The 16,816-nt window shown below is 68.2% G+C and carries 14 protein-coding genes; 8 read left to right on the plus strand and 6 right to left on the minus strand.

Annotated features, from left to right (window positions below):
- Positions 1-224: 224 nt before the first annotated feature.
- The 4 genes from A6P39_RS43595 to A6P39_RS43610 form a co-directional block, all read right to left on the minus strand.
- Complete coding sequence (locus A6P39_RS43595) at positions 225-620, minus strand: peptidase inhibitor family I36 protein (protein ID WP_275884086.1); 396 nt, start codon at positions 618-620, stop codon at positions 225-227.
- A gap of 789 nt (positions 621-1,409) precedes the next feature.
- Positions 1,410-1,796, minus strand: coding sequence for a fic family toxin-antitoxin system, toxin component (locus A6P39_RS43600; RefSeq protein ID WP_275884087.1), 387 nt, complete (start codon positions 1,794-1,796; stop codon positions 1,410-1,412).
- Complete coding sequence (locus A6P39_RS43605) at positions 1,793-2,089, minus strand: type II toxin -antitoxin system TacA 1-like antitoxin (RefSeq protein ID WP_275884088.1); 297 nt, start codon at positions 2,087-2,089, stop codon at positions 1,793-1,795. Before A6P39_RS43605 ends, A6P39_RS43600 begins: the two co-directional genes overlap by 4 nt.
- A gap of 504 nt (positions 2,090-2,593) precedes the next feature.
- Positions 2,594-2,809, minus strand: a complete 216-nt coding sequence (locus A6P39_RS43610; protein WP_275884089.1) for a hypothetical protein — start codon at positions 2,807-2,809, stop codon at positions 2,594-2,596.
- 153 nt (positions 2,810-2,962) lie between these two features.
- Between A6P39_RS43610 and A6P39_RS43615 the strand changes: the two genes are divergently transcribed.
- On the plus strand, positions 2,963-4,381 hold the full coding sequence (locus A6P39_RS43615) for a cellulase family glycosylhydrolase (protein ID WP_275884090.1): 1,419 nt from the start codon (positions 2,963-2,965) through the stop codon (positions 4,379-4,381).
- A gap of 147 nt (positions 4,382-4,528) precedes the next feature.
- On the opposite strand, the gene A6P39_RS43620 is transcribed toward A6P39_RS43615, so the two are convergent.
- Positions 4,529-5,371, minus strand: a complete 843-nt coding sequence (locus A6P39_RS43620; protein ID WP_275884091.1) for an RICIN domain-containing protein — start codon at positions 5,369-5,371, stop codon at positions 4,529-4,531.
- A 389-nt stretch (positions 5,372-5,760) separates the two neighbouring features.
- Between A6P39_RS43620 and A6P39_RS43625 the strand changes: the two genes are divergently transcribed.
- The 4 genes from A6P39_RS43625 (at position 5,761) to A6P39_RS43640 (ending at position 10,675) form a co-directional block, all read left to right on the plus strand.
- Positions 5,761-6,105, plus strand: a complete 345-nt coding sequence (locus A6P39_RS43625) for a WXG100 family type VII secretion target (protein ID WP_275884092.1) — start codon at positions 5,761-5,763, stop codon at positions 6,103-6,105.
- A 52-nt stretch (positions 6,106-6,157) separates the two neighbouring features.
- Positions 6,158-6,484: a WXG100 family type VII secretion target gene (locus tag A6P39_RS43630; protein WP_275884093.1), complete on the plus strand. Its 327-nt coding sequence runs from the start codon at positions 6,158-6,160 to the stop codon at positions 6,482-6,484.
- Positions 6,485-6,634: 150 nt separating this feature from the next.
- Positions 6,635-7,921: an EsaB/YukD family protein gene (locus tag A6P39_RS43635; RefSeq protein ID WP_275884094.1), complete on the plus strand. Its 1,287-nt coding sequence runs from the start codon at positions 6,635-6,637 to the stop codon at positions 7,919-7,921.
- Positions 7,922-7,996: 75 nt separating this feature from the next.
- Positions 7,997-10,675 carry a right-handed parallel beta-helix repeat-containing protein gene (locus A6P39_RS43640; RefSeq protein ID WP_331454219.1) on the plus strand — a complete coding sequence of 893 codons (2,679 nt, stop codon included), beginning with the start codon at positions 7,997-7,999 and terminating at the stop codon, positions 10,673-10,675.
- Positions 10,676-10,740: 65 nt separating this feature from the next.
- Here the strand turns inward: A6P39_RS43640 and A6P39_RS43645 are convergent, their stop codons facing one another.
- Positions 10,741-11,364: a hypothetical protein gene (locus A6P39_RS43645; protein WP_275884096.1), complete on the minus strand. Its 624-nt coding sequence runs from the start codon at positions 11,362-11,364 to the stop codon at positions 10,741-10,743.
- Between the two features lie 189 nt (positions 11,365-11,553).
- On the opposite strand from A6P39_RS43645, the gene A6P39_RS43650 reads away from it, so the two are divergent.
- The 3 genes from A6P39_RS43650 to eccCa all read left to right on the plus strand — a co-directional run bounded on the left by A6P39_RS43650 (position 11,554) and on the right by eccCa (position 16,764).
- Positions 11,554-12,066: a WXG100 family type VII secretion target gene (locus A6P39_RS43650; RefSeq protein WP_275884097.1), complete on the plus strand. Its 513-nt coding sequence runs from the start codon at positions 11,554-11,556 to the stop codon at positions 12,064-12,066.
- 183 nt (positions 12,067-12,249) lie between these two features.
- Positions 12,250-12,690, plus strand: coding sequence for a WXG100 family type VII secretion target (locus A6P39_RS43655; RefSeq protein WP_275884098.1), 441 nt, complete (start codon positions 12,250-12,252; stop codon positions 12,688-12,690).
- 48 nt (positions 12,691-12,738) lie between these two features.
- On the plus strand, positions 12,739-16,764 hold the full coding sequence (eccCa, locus tag A6P39_RS43660; RefSeq protein WP_275884099.1) for a type VII secretion protein EccCa: 4,026 nt from the start codon (positions 12,739-12,741) through the stop codon (positions 16,762-16,764).
- Positions 16,765-16,816 lie beyond the last annotated feature (52 nt).

Genomic DNA, 16,816 nt, shown 5'->3' on the forward strand with positions numbered 1-16,816 from the left:
CGACCCGGACCCGCCCGGTTGAGGACACAACAGCGATGGCGTGGGCTGTGCCAGTCCTTTCGGTCACCTCGCCGACGGCATCCGGGTCAGCGGTCATGGCTGCCCGTCGACAATCCGGGGCCTGCTGGACCGGCTCGGCCTGGACAGTGCGCACCTGGTCGGGTGCCGCCCCCTGTCCTGGCCCGGGGTGCGTTCTGCGGGCCAGGACAGGGGTTCGAGGGCTGCTAGAGATAGAGACTGACGTACTCAGTCTGGTTGTCGGCGCTTCCCAGGTACGACAGGTGATGGTACGGGCTTACGCGAAGGACGATCTGGCCGCTCCCCTTCGCAAGGTACACCGTCTGGCCGGTGTTGTTGACCAGCGACGAGACGTTGTCGTACAGGCCGCTTGGCATTCGGAGTCCCACATCCGCATTGGTCGAGCCGACGTAGGTCCCCCACGGCACCTTGTAGGAGGCACCGGTGTAACCGTTGTTGCTGTAGAAGCAGAGTTGGTAGTACTTGGCGTCACAACCGCCGTCGCTCGCCTGCGCCGCGGACGCAGCGCCGATGACGGTCGTGCCGACGGCCGTCAGCCCCACCGCCAGTGCCGCAAGACGCTTCTTGGTGTTACGCAACATTGCTGCCTTTCATCACTGTCTTCTCAGGAGACGTAGGTCTCCAACTTCGAAACGTCGCACGGCGTGTGAAGGGTTCACTCACCTGCGCCAGGCCCACGACACGGACAGTGGACGGGCATGCGGTCGAGGCTCGATACAAGACGGGAGCGTTTGAAGGGGTTCAAAGCGAGTTGGAGCCGGCGGGCGCACTCGCGCAGGCCCACGCCCTGGTCGAGCAGGTCATGGGCCTGGTGACAGCGTTCCAGGGTGGTCTGTGCGCGGGGCCCGTCGCAAAACCCGGGAAGGCGTTTCTCTGGGCGGTGGTGTTCCTGCTGGTCGGCGGGGTGTGGGCGGAAGGTCGGGGACGTGCTTGGGGTAACGAGCAGTCGGCCCTGCGATCATCCCGGTTCCGGGCAGGTGCGAGGGTGGGACTCCCTGCCCGATGGGGCTGCGCGGTGCCGTCGCCATGTGCATCGCGGTGGTCGCTGCATGTCCTCGGCGGTTCCGCGCAGTTGTGACGAGGCCGGGGCGTCGCGGGGCTCGACGTGCTGAGGAGGCGTGCGCCTGTGCGCCCGGGTGTAGAAGGCCAGTGCCCAGGCCTGCGGGCTCGGCAGCGAGCCGAGGGGCCGTCCGGCCAGGTCCTGACTCGGGCGTGGTGTGGGCGGGTCGTCGCAGAGGACGTCGTCGGGCATGCGCCCGACGCCGGGACGGGCAGGTACGGCTCGAGCAGAGCCGACCAGAGTCACACCCTGGACTTCAGCGGTACCGGGTACGCGGGTGACAGCCCCGCCCGTCGCCTGGAGACTCGGTTCAGGCGGGGGTCCAGTCGCGCAGCTGGCGGGCGATCCGGGCGACGCCGAGCGCTCCGGAGGCCGCGTCGCGTACGAGCGCGACGGCGGCCTTGGACGGGTAGTCGAGTTCGCGCGAGTTGAGGATCAGGTAGGCCTCGGTCGCGTGCCAGGCGAAGGCTTCGTTGGAGTGTTCCAGGCACGGCAGTTTCGCCAGTGTCTGCAGCAGCGCGGCGGCCTTGAGGTACAGGGATCCGTAGATGTCGCGCTCCAGCGCCCGGGCGTTGACCCGGGCGGCCGCCGCGTAGAGCGGTCCGTAGTCGTCGACCTGCGGATCACCGTCGAGCAGCTCGGCGGCGTGCAGCAGGAAGGCGACGTCGAGGGGGTGGAGCGGTTCCGGCTGGGTCACGCGGCGTGGCCTCGATCCTGATGCTCAAGCTCCCGCTGGGCTTCCTGCTCGGCCGCCCGCTGCTCGGTGCTGGGATCGGTGCTGCTGGGTTCGGCCGCGAAAGCCGCGCCACTACGGGCCATGGAGGACTTGAAGCCCTCCAGGAACCGCCGCTCGACGGCGGTCGCGCGGTCGTAGGCCGCCGAGAGGATGTACTCCTGCATACTGACCCCCGCCTGCTTGGCGGCTGCCGCGATGGCCGCCCGCTGCGCAGGGTCGGGAAAGCGCAGACTCATCGCCTTGGAATCAGACATGGTATCGATGGTACCAGCGATACCATGCGCGGGTCTCAGAAAGGCCACCGTCACCGGCAGCCCGGCTGCCTGCCGTCGCGGGAGCGGGTGCATCCGAAGGCCGGCGGGTAACGGACCGGCTTGCACGGGACAGCGACGCTGTCCCGTGCCGCTGTCCAGCAGGAGGACCAGGTCCTCGAACGCCGTGCGGACCGCTTCCGGGTTCTCGATCCAGGAGAGTGAGCCCTGTTGATCGTCTGGGCCAACCTTTACAGCGCCGACAAGCCCGACAAGCTGGTGAAGAGCGGCACCGTCGACTCGGGTTCTCGAGGGCCGGCCGGCCCGGAGGGGCGGAGCCGGATGGTGCGGGCGGGGCTCACCCCGGCGCCGCTGCGGGTCCCGGAGCGGTTCCAGGCCTCTTGTCGATCTTCTTGGGAGGTGCGGAGGCCGGGCCCGACTTGCGGCGTCGGTGAGCCGAACGCGTATGGGTCAGGACTCGTTGCAGGAGTTCTGGCGGGTGTCCGGTCAGGAGCGCGAGGCGTTCGAGGAGGGGTTTGCCGAACCAGTTCGGCGAGCCGTGTGAGGAAGCCGTGCAGACAGCTGGGTTTGAGGTGGTCGGCGCGGGCCGGGCGCCGCGAAGAGCCCGAGGAAACCCCCGGCGAAGACCTCGAGGAAGACCCAGGCGAAGACCTCGAGGAAGACCCAGGCGAAGACCTCGAGGAAGACCCAGGCGAAGACCATGGGGAAACCCCGGCGATGCCGCCGGGGAAGCCCTTGAAGAAGGAAGCCCCGCCAACTCCCGCGAGCCCCTGTGAAGTTGGCCCACCCGCCAGTAGCATCCGGCCCGGCCAGTAGCACGCCGCCCAAGCAGCCCCCTTCGAAAGGGTCTCCTGCATGCGCTTGACCTCCCGCGTCGCCCCTGCCGCCCTCGCCGTGGCCGCCCTCCTGCTCGGCGTCCTGCCCGCGCAGGCCCAGGCCCACGCCGACCGCACCCCCGACCGGGTCACGGTCGGTGACCGCACCTTCATCTCCGACGGCCAAGGCCGCGCGCTCCAGTGGCGCGGCTTCAACCTCGCCGACAAGAGCAGCCGAGGCACCAACGCGTTCGCCGACATCCACGAGAGCGACCTCGAAGGCATGGCCGCCCGGGGCTTCAACCTCGCGCGCCTCGCGTTCTTCTGGGACGACCTCGAACCCACCCCCGGGCACTACGACCGCGGCTACCTCGCCAAGATGCGCCGCATCCTCGACTGGGCCAACCGCTACCACATCAAGGTCATCCTCGACGCCCACCAGGACGTGTACGGCCCCCACTTCGGCTCCCGCGGCGTCCCCGACTGGGCCACCCGCGACGAGGGGTTGCCGTTCTCGCGGATACCCGACGACTGGTTCTCCGAGTACTTCGAGCCATCCGTACAGACCGCCTTCGACCACCTGTACAAGGACGCCGACCTCCGCGCCGCGCACGCTCGCATGTGGATGACGGTCGCCTCCGCCCTGGGCAGGCACCCGGCACTGCTCGGCTACGACCTGATGAATGAGCCGTTCGCGAAGTTCCTCGAAGGCGAGGACCTCCCCGCCGCCGCGGCCCGCTTCGAGGCCACCGAACTCACCGAGCTGTGGAACCGCCTTGCCAAGGCGATCCGCCTGGTCGACCACAAATCGTGGGTATTCGTCGAACCGACCGTCATCGTCGGTATCGGGGTCCCAACCCGGATGGGCCACATCGACGACCCGCACGCCGGCTACGCGCCGCACTTCTACGAGACCGCGATGGAAACCGGCGCCGACTACGACCCGGGTGGCACCTTCATCCCCGCCTACGAGGCCGCGATCAGCGACTACCCGACCCGTAACCGCATGCCGGTGATCGTGGGGGAGTGGGGCGGCAACCCCTACCTTCCGCACGCGAGCCAGTTCGTCACCGACATGACGGCCTCCCTGGACCGCTTCTCCAGTGGCTGGACATGGTGGCAGTGGTGCCGGGGCGGCGGCTACTGCTTCCTCGACCAGACGGGCGCCGCGAAGCCCAACGCCCAGCTGCTCGTCCAGCCGTACGCGCGGGCCGTCGCGGGCGACCCGCTCAAGTTCGCGTACGACCCGGCCACACGCACCTACACGCTCACCTTCCGCACCCGCGACAACGCGGAGGGGCCCACTCAGATCACCGTGCCCGGGGACACGTACCCAGGTGGCTACCGCGTCGATGTCCAAGGCGGCAAGGCCAGTTGGGACGACCACGGCCAGACCGTCGCCGTGAGCACCCACGGCAGGGTCGGAGCCACCTGCAGGGTAACGATCAGCCCGAGGTAGCCCACCCGATTCGCTGGGGGGCTGCGGCCCGCGGCCCCCGCATCAACTGAAGAAGCGCCTTCCCATGTGAAGAGTTGGTGGAATCACGAGACCACAGCCCACTGCACATCCGACAAGTCACCCGATGTCGGCAATGAGCCGGCGACGTCATTGGCCCATGGCCCACTTCTGGTTCTTGGTTCCCGCGCAGTCCCACAACTGCAGGAGCGAGCCATCGTCCGTGGCCTTGTCCGTGACGTCCACGCACTTGTTGGCGTCGAGGCTGACCAAGTCGTTGGACGAGTTCAGCGTGAACCTCTGTGCCGCGGTGCCGTCGCACTGCGCCATCACGATCGCGGTGCCGTCGTCGGTCGATCCGCCGGCCAGCTGCATGCACGCGCCCTCGGACCGAATGGTGCCGTCCGAGGGGAAGGACCACTTCTGCCAGCCGGCACCGCTGCAGTCCCAGATCTGAAGCTGCGCACCGGAGGACACGTTGCCGTTCGGGATGTCGATGCACCGGTTCGAGCCGATGCCGACGATCGGATGGGTGGGCAGCGATGCAGTCGTGGTGTGCGGGTTTTCCGTCCTGGGCGCGGATTTGGGTGTCCCCCCGCCGCCGGGCGCGGGTTTGGCCGTCCCCCCACTGCCGGGCTGCTGAGTGATGCCACCCGGGGCGGCCGGGCTCTTGTCGCCCGGGTGGTTTGGCGCGGTGCTCTGCCCCCCTGGATTCGGGGACACGTGTTTCGTGTTGGAGCTCGCCGCGTCGGCGGCCAGCTGGTTGTCATGATTCTTACCTGACGCGCCGTTATGTTTCTTGCCTGATGTGGAGAGGAGCAGTCCCGCTCCCAGGGTGACGGCGATGGCGACGGCAACGGCCGCAGATACCAGGAGCAGCTTCGGAATGGCTCGTGACGACTCATGTCCCGGCTGCCGGGAGGTTGCTGCGAAACTCTTCGCAAAGCCGGGAATGCCGGGGCCGCCGGGTCGCTTCTGGTCGGGTTCGACCACGTCTGGCTCCTCCTTGTGCACGTCATGATGGCAGGTTGTTGACACATGGTCGGCGACGGGGCTGCGGTGTTGCGCGATCCGGAATGCCCGTGGGGTCGACAATGGGCCCAGTCGACCCTGTCGACCAAAGGTCGGGTCACCGGGACGGTGAACCTATGGTGCAAGCTTTGTATCGAGGCCCAGTTGCTGAGTCAAGCAAGGTACAGTGGTGCACACTCCATGAGTGGTTCCACATGTGATGCGGCGAACCCCTTGGAAGTGACTCGACTCAGAGTTAACACGTATTCACTAGGTTGGTCGAACCCGTGTGGGCCTGCGACCCCGGCTCTTCGGCCACAGACCGGTGAGCCCGGAGCTCGGCGTCGCGAGACCCCAGGAAGGCGGACATCATGGCGATCACCAGGGACGGTGTTCTCTACAACGTCACGGCCCACGACCTCGACACTGCGGCCGCCGAGTGCCGCAGTGTCGAGGAGACGGTCCGTGAGCAGCTCAACGGCTTGAAGTCCTATGTGCAGAGCATGGAAGACGATTGGCGGGGAATCGCCTCCCAGCAGTTCCAGATCCTCATGCACGAGTACGACGCCAACGCGGCAATGCTGGAGCAGGCTCTTACCGCGATAGCGGGCGGTCTTGACGGAACCAGCCACAACTACGTCGACGCCGAAGCGGCTGCCGTGGCGGCAGTCAGTTCCATCAACATCCCGCCGGCCAGGCTGGGTGGCTTGCACTGACGTCCGCCGTCGGCAGGCATAAATCTCCACACCTATCTGCAGAGGAGCAAGAGTGCCTGATTTTGAAGGTACAACGGTCTACGTCGGCGAGGGACTGGAGGCGGCGGGCAGGAACATCAACGGGTGGGCGGAACTGATCATCGGTGAGCTGCACCGGCTGCGGTCGAACCTCCAGCCCCTGATCGACACGTGGAACGCCCAGGCGTCGACCGCCTATCAGGACCGTATGCACGAGTGGGACGTTGCTGCTGTCAACCTCTTCGGTGACGAGGCGGACTCGGGAATCCTCGGCACGATCGCCACGGCGATGGACGTGAACTACGGCAACTACGTCGCCGCGGAGGACGCGAATCTGAAGACGTGGCGGGCTTCGCACTGATCCGGCGCGACGTGGGTGTACCCCATGGCCGAGCCGTTCGGCACGGCCCCCAGCCCGTCACATGACAAGGAAAACCCGAAGGAACGCCCAGTGGACAACGAACGCTGCCACGTGACCATTGTGGGAACACGGCGGCGGGTGGATCTCGCGGTGCCTGCGAACGCGGCCATCGCCGAATACACCCCGACTCTGCTCCAGTTGGTCGGACAGGTGGAGGTCGACGACACCTTCCCGCCGGTCTGGTCGCTCGCCCTGCCCGGTGCCCGGCCGTTCTCCCCGGAGGCTTCCCTCGGGGACTCCGGCGTCGTGGACGGTGCCACTCTCTACCTGCGGGACTGCGCGGCGGGAGAGTTCGACGAACCCGTGGTCACCGATCTGGAGGAGACGGTCGAGCAGGCCGGCAATGGCGGCGCTCGATGGGGCCGGTCGCTGCGCGCCTACACCTGCCTGGTGCTTTGCGTGCTGAGCCTGACGGTCGGTTTCGCGACCCTGATCGGTACGCACCCGGCCCAGCCCGCCGTCGGCGTCGCCGCGATCGTGGTCGCCTTCGGTCTGGCTCTGCTCGGATGGCACGCCACCCGTCAGGGCTGGTCCCTTCCGCTTGGTGTGCGGCTGCTCTTGGCACACTCCGCGATACCGCTGCTCGCCCTGGCCGCAGTCTCGCTGCAGGGGGCGCGAAGGGACAGCGGCGCCCTGCCGATGGCGCTGAGCATAGGCGCGATGCTCGGGGGAGTGGCCGCCGTCCTGGCCGTTCGCCATGCGACGACACTGACGGCGCTGTCGATCACCGCCCTGGCCGTCCCGGTCACCGTGGGGCTGGTGGCCGGCCACGCCAGTCTGCTGGAGTCCGCCGCGGTGGCCGCCGTCGTCCTGTGGGGTGTCATGAGTATCGCTCCCAAGGCCGCCGGGCACGTCGCGGTCATGGCGGGCATGCAGGGCGCGCAGACCTCCACCGACGAAGCCGAGGTCGTCTGGTTGGTGGGCCGCAGCCGACGGCTGCTCATCGGGATCAACATGCTGTGCTCGGTGCTGCTCGGCGCGTGCCTGGTGGTCCTGGGTACGGCGGATCAGGTCTTCGCACTCTCGCTGGCTGTCTGCATGGGGCTGGCGCTGGTACTGCGCGCGGGGCAGCTGACGGTGGTACCGGCGGTCGTCCCGGTGGTGTGTGCGGGAACGGCCGGTCTGGTGACCGTGCTGTTGCACGGTCCGGCGTACTTCGGTGCCCCCGGCTGGGTCGGCCCGGTCGTGCTGCTCCTCGCCACCGTGGCGGCACTGGGCATCGGGCTGAACCTCGCCTTCCGCCCGGATGCCGACGATGAGGAACGCCCCTCCTGGCTCGATCCCCTGGCCGCGTTCCTCGCCCTGGTCTGTGTGCTGCTTGCGGTAGGCGTCTTCGGCGTCTACGCCGCGATGCTGCACATGGGCCAGTCGATGTGACGGGCAGGCGCTGAAGTGTGCGCCCAGAGGGCGACGGTACCGGAGGACGGGAGCGCGGCACTGGTGAAACGGGGCGTGATACGGGTCGCGGACCGAGGCTGGGGCACCTACCGTACCGTCACGGCCGCGGTCCGGGCGGCCGCGGCCGGTACCGTGATCTCCGTTCAGCCGGGTGTCTACCGCGAGTCCCTGGTGCTCGACCGCGACGTCACTGTCGTCGCGGAGAACGGCCCGGGGACGGTCCGCATCGTGGCCGCGCACGGTCCCGCGGTGAGCGTGAGTCAGGGCGCCCCCGTGCTGCGGGATCTGGACATCGAGGGCGTCGTGGACCGCGACGCCGCGATGCTCGTTCGCGGCGGCAAGCCGGTGGTCGAACACTGCCGGGTATTCGGCGGGCGTGTCGAGATCGCCCAGACCGCCGGCGCCGAATTGCGCTCCTGCACCGTCGAGGGCGCCTCCGGCAGTGGCATCCATGTCACCGGCACGGCTGGTGTGGTCATCGAGGAATGCACGATCCAGTCGGTGGCGGGCCACGGTCTGACCCTGAACGACGCCGCCAGGGCGGAGGTTCGCCGTACCACGGTCGAGCGCGTCACCGGTTGCGGCGTGGTGATGGTGGGTTCCACCCTGAGCACGTTTGACGACTGCTTGATCGCCCACACCGGCGACACCGCTCTCCTGGTCCACACCCCGGCGCGTGCACTGCTGCGCGATTGCCGGTTGCACGACACCAAGGGCCAGGGAGTACGGGTCAGCGACGCACCGGGCGGCGCGGCTACCGCCGCACAGGCCGGTGACGACGAGGCGGCATCGGCGGCCGGCCGCGAGGAGTACCGGGTCCGGTTGGAGAAGTGTGAGATATTCCGGACCGCGCTGGAGGGCGTGCTCGTCGCCGGTGCGGCCGAGGCCGCGTTGCGGGACTGCCATGTCCGGGAGTCGGGGAGCGCCGGGGTCATCGCCGTCGGTTCCAGCAGGGTGGAGTTGGACCATCCCCGGGTGGTCGACGTGTCCGGGACCGGCCTGGCGGTGGTGGACAACGCCGACGTGCAGGTGCGTGGCGGCACCATAGCCCGTACCGGCGCCAACGGAGTGCACGCGACGGGGAACTGCACGGTCCGCCTCACCGGGTGCGAGATCTCGACCACGTCGTACACGGCCGTGCACCTTGGCGGCGGGGCCCGCGCGGAGTTGCGTGACTGCACCGTGCGGGACAGCGCCCAGCACGCCGTCAAGGCGGAGTCCGGAGCGGAGGTACTGGCGGAGGACACCCGCGTGGAGCGCCCGCGGATGACGGGTGTCGACATCACCGACGCCGATGCGGTGCTGCGCCGCTGCGTGATCAGCGGGGCCGGTACCGGCATCAGACTGGAGACCAGGCACCGGCCGTTGCTGGAGGAGTGCGAGGTTTCCGGGTCCGTCAAGACCGGCATCGAGGTCGCGCCCGCCACGGGAGCCGTGGTGCTGGGCGGTCTCGTCGACGCCGCGGGATCGGCCGGGGTCTTCCTCGACGAGGGCAGCGAGGCCTGGATCGAGGACCTGCGTATCACCGGTGCCAAGGGAAGCGGCCTGGTGATCTGGACCGGGGCCAGGCCACGAGTGCGGTCGGTGACGATCGCGGGCACCGTGAAGAACGGCGTGTACCTGAACGACGGTGCGGCCGGGCTGCTGGAGGACTGCTCGATCTCCGCCGCCGGGTACCCGGCGCTCTACGTGGGCGCCAAAGCCGCGCCGGTACTGCGCCGCTGCCTGGTGCACGACACCGATGAGGATCTGTCGCAGGCCGATGACGCGGCGGTCCGGTTCGAGGGGTGCCGCAGCAGCAACGTCAAGGTCGCCACCATGCCCGTGGCCGACGAGGCGGTGGCCCTGCCCGCGGTGGGGACCCGCGGCGCGGCCGGGGTGCCGGAAGGCAAGGAGCGAAAGCAGGAGTCGGTCGGCGAGGAGCAACTGCCTGATCTGCTTGCCGAGTTGGCGCGTCTGGTGGGCCTGGAGCGCGTCAAGCAGGAAGTCGCCTCGCTGGCCAAGGTGATGCAGTTGGTCAAACGGCGTCAGGAGGCCGGTCTGCAGCCGCCACCGCTGAGCCGGCATCTGATCTTCGCGGGAAACCCGGGCACCGGCAAGACGACGGTCGCCCGGTTGTACGGTCGGCTCCTCGCGGCGCTGGGGCTGCTGGCCAGAGGGCACCTCGTCGAGGCCGACCGCAGCGCACTGGTGGGCGAGTACGTGGGCCACACCGCACCGAAGACGACCGCGATCTTCCGTCAGGCCCTGGGCGGCGTGCTGTTCATCGACGAGGCATACGCACTGGTGCCGGCGGGACAGAGCAATGACTTCGGGCAGGAGGCCGTCTCCACCCTCGTCAAGTTGATGGAGGACCATCGTGACGACGTGGTGGTGATCGCGGCGGGCTACCCGGACGACATGGAGCGTTTCATCGACTCCAACCCGGGGCTGGCGTCGCGCTTCACCCGGACCCTCACGTTCGACGACTACGCCTCGGCCGACCTGGTGCGGATCGTGAGCCATCAGGCGGTCCAGCACGAGTACCGGCTGCACGACGACACCGCCGACGCCCTGCTGGCCTACTTCGACTCGCTGGAGCGGACGGAGCGTTTCGGTAACGGCCGCACCGCCCGGCAGGTGTTTCAGCAGATGACCGAGCAGCATGCCCAGCGGGTGGCGGACCTGGACGATCCGAGCCCCGAGGACCTCACGCTCGTCATGCCGCAGGACCTGCCTCCGGTGGTGGCCTGATGGCTCACCCACGGAGGCATGGCAGGTGGTGGGGCGTGGAGTCGGCGTGCCGCTCGAAGGAGGGGCTAGGCCGGAGGTTCCGGGAAGCGTGCGGCACGGTCGACCTGGGCGTAGGTCTGGCCCGCAGTGTTGATCATGGTGATGTACTGGCCGACCGTCTCGAGGGCGTTGCCGATCTGCCACAGGGCCTTTTCCATCGTCGGGTTGATCTGGTCGGCGAAGGTCTTGGCCATGTCGGCGATTTGATTGTTCTCCTGGTTGCCGCTGTTCTCCGTGGGAACACCACCGTTGAAGCCGCCGTCGTGGTGCTGGTGTTCGCCGGGGTCCTGGAACTTGTGGCCGACGCCGAAGAACGCCTCCTGCTGTGCGGCGTTGAGCGACTTGGTGCGCAGCGCCTCGTAGTCGTCGACCGCGGAGCTCACCCGTCCCAGCATCGTGGTCTCGACCGCCCGAACGCCGCCGGCATCGAAGTTGATCGGTCCGCTGTCCGCGACATCGGTCGGCGAGGCCCCGGACGACTGGCCGGGAGGTGCCTCGTTGAAGGACGGCGGAGTGCTCCAGCGCACGTGGACGTCCGGTACGAGATAGTAAAGGTTCTTCCCCGAGTCGGGGTCGGGGGTATTGTCGCCGCCCTTGGCGTTCGGGTCGATCGGATTCGGGTCGTACTGCGAGGACTGCGGGTCGGACATATTCTTCTCCCTTTACCTGCGGTCGGCGTCCGCGACGCGGTGCCGACGTTTCGGCCGACGGAGATCGGTCTGCAGAAGTTTGCCATATCGGGGCCAGTCGGTGCGAGGCCCCGGCGAGATTCCGGAAGAACAACCGATGAAACTCGGCGGCCGGTCGCCGGCGGACGACACGTGAAAGAAGTATGACCCATGAAGAAGTATCTGTCGGCCGCGGAGTTCGAGGTCGCCCTGCATGAACTCGAGGCTGCGATCGGAACCGTGGGTGCAGAAAGGGACAACATAGCCGGCCTGCTCGGTGAGATCGGAAGGGCTTTCAGCGCCGCCGAATCATCGTGGGAAAGCCCGTCAGCGACAACGTTCGCGCAGACCCAGCAGTGGTTCACCCGTTCCTCGAACGAACTGCACGATCTGCTCGCTGAGATGGTCCGCCGGATGGAAGTCGCCTACCGGAACTACCTTGATACCGAGATCCAGAATCATGCCAATGTCACCCCGAACGGATCGGGAGGGAAGGGGCAAGGGGGGCACACCCCGAACGGGGCGGACGGGTACGACAGGGCGGCGAACCTGGGCAACGGGCACAAGCCGGCGCCGGGATCGGGGAACGGGTCCCAGCCGGCGGCGACCGCGCGTGTCCGTCCGGGGAACAGCGGGGCAGCCGGCGACGTGCCCGGATCGCCGATCGTGGGGAGCGCGTCGTGAGCCGGGTGACGGACGGCCGTGGTGCCCGCCCTGCCCGGTGGCGAGCTGCCGCGGCGGCCGAGGAAGTGGGCTGTCGACCGGGGCCGGGGCGCAGTCGCGGGCACCGCGTCGCAGCGCCGTACAGCGGTCAGGAATTCTCCCGGCGGGCCGCGATGACCCCGTCGGACGACAGGAGGAGCCGGCATGCCTGATGTCAGCTATGACATGAGCAAGCTAAAGATTGATCCGCACGCTCTCGGCGACAGCTCCCAGCGAATCGACTCGCTGGGAAAAAAGGTGGCCGACGCGGTCGTACGGATCAACAACGTCACTTCCAACCTGGAATTGTCGTGGGTGGGCAAGAGCGCCCAGGAAGCTCAGGAATTCTCGGATCAGTGGAAGAAGGTGATGACGCACATGTTCGGGGACAGCGACACCAAGACGAACGGCGTGCTCCCCGTCATGGCCGGAGGGCTCAAGGGGACAGCCATCGGATTCAGTCACACGGAACTTGGACTGTGGAAGTTCTTCAATGATTTGAATAATGCGATGAACAGTGGAGGATCCGGGGGCGGGACGCCCAGCTCTTCACCCGAAGACGTCGATGACATGAATTCAGCCGTCTACGAGAACTTTCCCCAGTAAATGACTAGAACAGCATTCCACCGACCCGCGAGGACGTTTCCGCCCTCGGTGCCCGAACAGAACGTCGCGCTGGCCGCCCCGCCGCAGAAGGTGAAAGAGAACCAGGCCTCGAACTGGCTGTACATGCTCCTTCCGCTGCTGAGCAGCGTCAGCATGGCGGCCTACATGGTCACCTACGGAAAACCGTGGATGATCGCTCTCGGTGTCGGATTCGTCTGCGTCTCGGTCGGCGTCACGGTCCTGGTTCGGACGCAGTCCAGGAACGCGAACGTGCGTGCGCGGCGCCGCCAGCACAGCCGGTATGTCGAGTACCTCACCGACATCCGGCGTCAGGCCCGGGAGTCCGCGGCGGCCCAGCGCGCGGTCAACGCCTTCCTGTACCCCAGCCCGCAGCGGTTGTGGGCCATCGCGACCACGGCACCGCGCCGGATCTGGGAGCGCAGGCCGTCCGACGCGGACTTCCTGAGGCTCCGGCTCGGCCTCGGCCGCGGGGAGCCGGCGCTGCGCATCAGCCTCGGCAAACGAGGTGACCCCACGGCGGAGTACGACCCGGCGGCCTACCGCCTCGCCGCGAAACTGACCGGTGATTACGCGACCGTCAACCTCCAGCCGGCCTGGATCGACCTGGCGAACACCGGTGTGCTCAGCCTGCTCGGACCCCAAGAGCGCACCGGTGACCTGGCCGGGGCGCTGCTGACGCAACTGGCCGTGCTGCACGCCCCCGACGACGTCCAGGTCGCGGCTCTGCTCACGGCTGAAGACCGCTCCTGGTCCTGGGTCAAGTGGCTTCCCCACGCCCGTCAACCGGGCAGGGCCGGAATCGTTCCCGTGGTGGCGACGAGCCTCGACGGCATCGCGGACGTCCTTCAGTCCCATGTCGACCGCGTCCGCGCGGAGCGTGCGGAACGGTCCGGCAGCCTGACCGGACTGCGTGGGGACGTCAAGGCAACCCGTCATCTCGTGGTGGTGCTCGACGGCTACCTTCCGGAAGCGGACTGGGCGCGTCTGCCGCTCGTGGCCGATCTGCTCTCCGAAGCGGGCGCCGGGACCGGCATCCATGTCGTCTGCCTGGTCACCAAGGAGAGCGAGGAGCCGAGCCGGGTGGACGCCCGCGCGCGGGTGGACTCCGACGGCAACCTCACCCTGGAGACCCGCTATTCCGCCCTGATCCATTCCGTCACGGACGCGGTGGCCGACGTGTGCCCGCCGCGGATGGGCGGACAGGTGGCGCGGGCGCTGACCCCGCTGAGGCTTTCGGGCGAGCGCGAACAGGTACTCTCCCGCGCCGTCGCGCTCCCCGCGATGCTCGGGGTGGACGATCTCGGGGTGTTCGATCCCACCCTCCTGTGGCGGGAACCCGACGACGAGGCGCTGCTGCGCGCGCCGATCGGTGTCACCGGTGAAGGTGCCCCTCTGGTGCTCGACCTCAAGGAGTCGGCTCTCGGCGGCTTCGGCCCGCACGGGCTCGTCGTCGGCGCGACCGGTTCCGGCAAGAGCGAACTGCTGCGCACCCTCGTCACCGGCCTGACCATGACTCATGCCCCGGAGCAGCTCAGCTTCGTGCTGGTGGACTTCAAGGGCGGCGCCACTTTCGCAGGCGTGACCGAACTCCCGCACGTGGCCGGTCTCATCACTAACCTCGCCGACGATCTGGCCCTGGTGGACCGGGTCCGCGCGGCACTGCAGGGCGAGCAACAGCGCCGGCAGCAGATGCTGCGCGACGCGGGCAACGTGGACTCTGTCCGCGAGTACCAGATTCTGCACGCGCAGGGCGGCACGGACATCAACGGACGACCGCTGGAGCCGATGCCCTATCTGGTGATCGTCGTGGACGAGTTCGGTGAACTGCTGACCCAGCGATCGGATTTCATCGATCTCTTCGTGCAGATCGGACGGGTCGGCCGAAGCCTGGGCATGCACCTGCTGCTGGCCACCCAGCGGCTGGAGGAGGGTCGCCTGCGCGGTCTGGACTCGCATCTGTCCTACCGGATCTGCCTTCGCACGTTCAGCCCTCAGGAGTCCCGCACGGTCATCGGGACGCCGGATGCCTACCGGCTGCCGTCGATCCCCGGCTCCGCCTATTTCAAAGTCGACGAGAGCATCTACGAGCGCTTCCGGGTGGCTCACGTCTCCGGTGCCTACCAGGAGAAGACTGGCGAGGCGGAACGTGCGTCCGGGCCGGTGCCGGACCCCGTACCGTTCGGCCTGCGCACCGCGGAAGAGGCCAAGGCCGAGGAGACCGACGAGACCGAACCCGCGGTCGCCCTCTCGCGACCCGGGCCGGGCCAGCGCACCGAGATGCAGGTGGCCGTGGCACAGCTGATGGTGCACGGCAACCCCGTGCACCAGGTGTGGCTGCCGCCGCTTCCGCCGGCGGTGGAACTCGACTCCATTCTGGGGCCGGTCCGCTCGAGTGCCGAACGCGGATTCCACTCCCAGGTGTGGCCGAGCGGTGGCAACCTGATGTTCCCGGTCGGAGTGGTGGACCTGCCGGCCCGGCAGGAGCAGCGGGCCATGATGCTCGACCTGTCCGGACCCCAAGGACATCTGGTCGTGGTCGGCGCTCCGCAGTCCGGCAAGAGCACCTTGCTGCGTTCGCTCATGATGAGTGCGATGCTCACGCACACCCCTGACGAGCTGCAGTTCCTGGGCATCGACTTCGGCGGCGGCACACTGATGGGCTTGGAGCCCGCCCCGCATGTGTCCGGCATCACGACCAGGCATGACGAAGCTCGTACCCGGCGCGCATTGTCCGTGGTCAGCCAGTTGGTGGGCGAGCGGGAGCGGCTCTTCCAGGAGCTCCGGATCGACTCCGCGTCCGACTTTCGCCGGATACGGGACGAGAACGCTCTGCCCGACGGCGTCAACGGCGCCGACGTGGTTCTGGTCATCGACAACTGGGCCGCCTTGCGCGCAGGTGTGGAGGAGGCCGAGGAGATCGTGCACGACATCGCGGTACGTGGTCTCGGCGTGGGCGTCCATCTGGTGATCACGGCCAACCGCTGGGGCGAGTTGCGAGCCGGCCTGCGGGACAACATCACCGGCCGTCTGGAGCTGCGGCTCAACGAGCCCGGCGAATCGGAGATCTCCCGGCCGATGGCCCGGCAACTGCACGCCGTCCCGCCCGGCCGCGGTCTCGTGCCGCCCGGCAACGTCTTTCACGGCGCGCTGCCGCGGCTGGACGGTGTGGCATCGACCGACAACCTCACCAAGGCGCAGGCCATGGTGGTCAACGAGCTGGCCACCTGCTGGCACGGGACCAGCGCCGCGCCACTGCGCGTACTCGCGGAACACATCACCCCGGAAGAACTGGACCGGGCCTGTGCAACAGGCCTTCCCGGCGGAACGGCCGGGCTGCCCATCGGCGCCGTACCGATCGGCATCCGGGAGTTCGATCTGGGCCCCGCGACGCTCGACCTGGAATCCCACGGGCCCCACTTCCTGGTGTTCGGCGATTCCGGGGCGGGCAAGACCACGTTCCTGCGCTCATGGATGCGCGGCATGGCCGAACGCCGGTCAGCCTGGGACGTCCGCTTCATCGTCGTCGACTACCGGCGGGGACTCTTCGGCGCGGTGCCCGAGGACTACATCGGTGCGCAGGCCGGGGACGCCGATGTCGCTGCCGCTTACGTCGAGCAGGTCGTGGACAAACTCAAGGAACGGATGCCTCCCGCGGACATCACCCCGCGCGAACTGAAGGAGCGCAGCTGGTGGAGCGGCCCCGAGCTGTACCTGGTCGTGGACGACTACGACCTGGTGGCCGGTAGCGGCACGAGCGGACGTGGTCCGCTGGCGGCCGTGAACAACTATCTCGTCCAGGCGGCCGACATCGGCTTCCATGTGGTGCTCGCCCGGCGAAGCGGTGGAATCGGCCGCGCGCTGACGTCCGATCCGCTGGTCAGCCGAATGCGCGAACTGGGCTCCGGCGGCCTGATCCTGTCCGGTGATCCACGCGAGGGAACAGTGCTCGCGGACCAGCGTGCCCAACGTCTGCCTCCCGGGCGCGGCATTCTCGTCTCCCGCCACGAGGGTGCCTCTCTCATTCAGACGGTGCAGGACACCACCGGTTCGTAGCCGCTCAGGTCCACGCCGCAACGCCGCACGAAACGAACGAACAGTGGGCAGC

Source organism: Streptomyces sp. FXJ1.172, from assembly GCF_001636945.3.
In the GTDB taxonomy this organism is placed as follows: Bacteria; Actinomycetota; Actinomycetes; order Streptomycetales; family Streptomycetaceae; genus Streptomyces.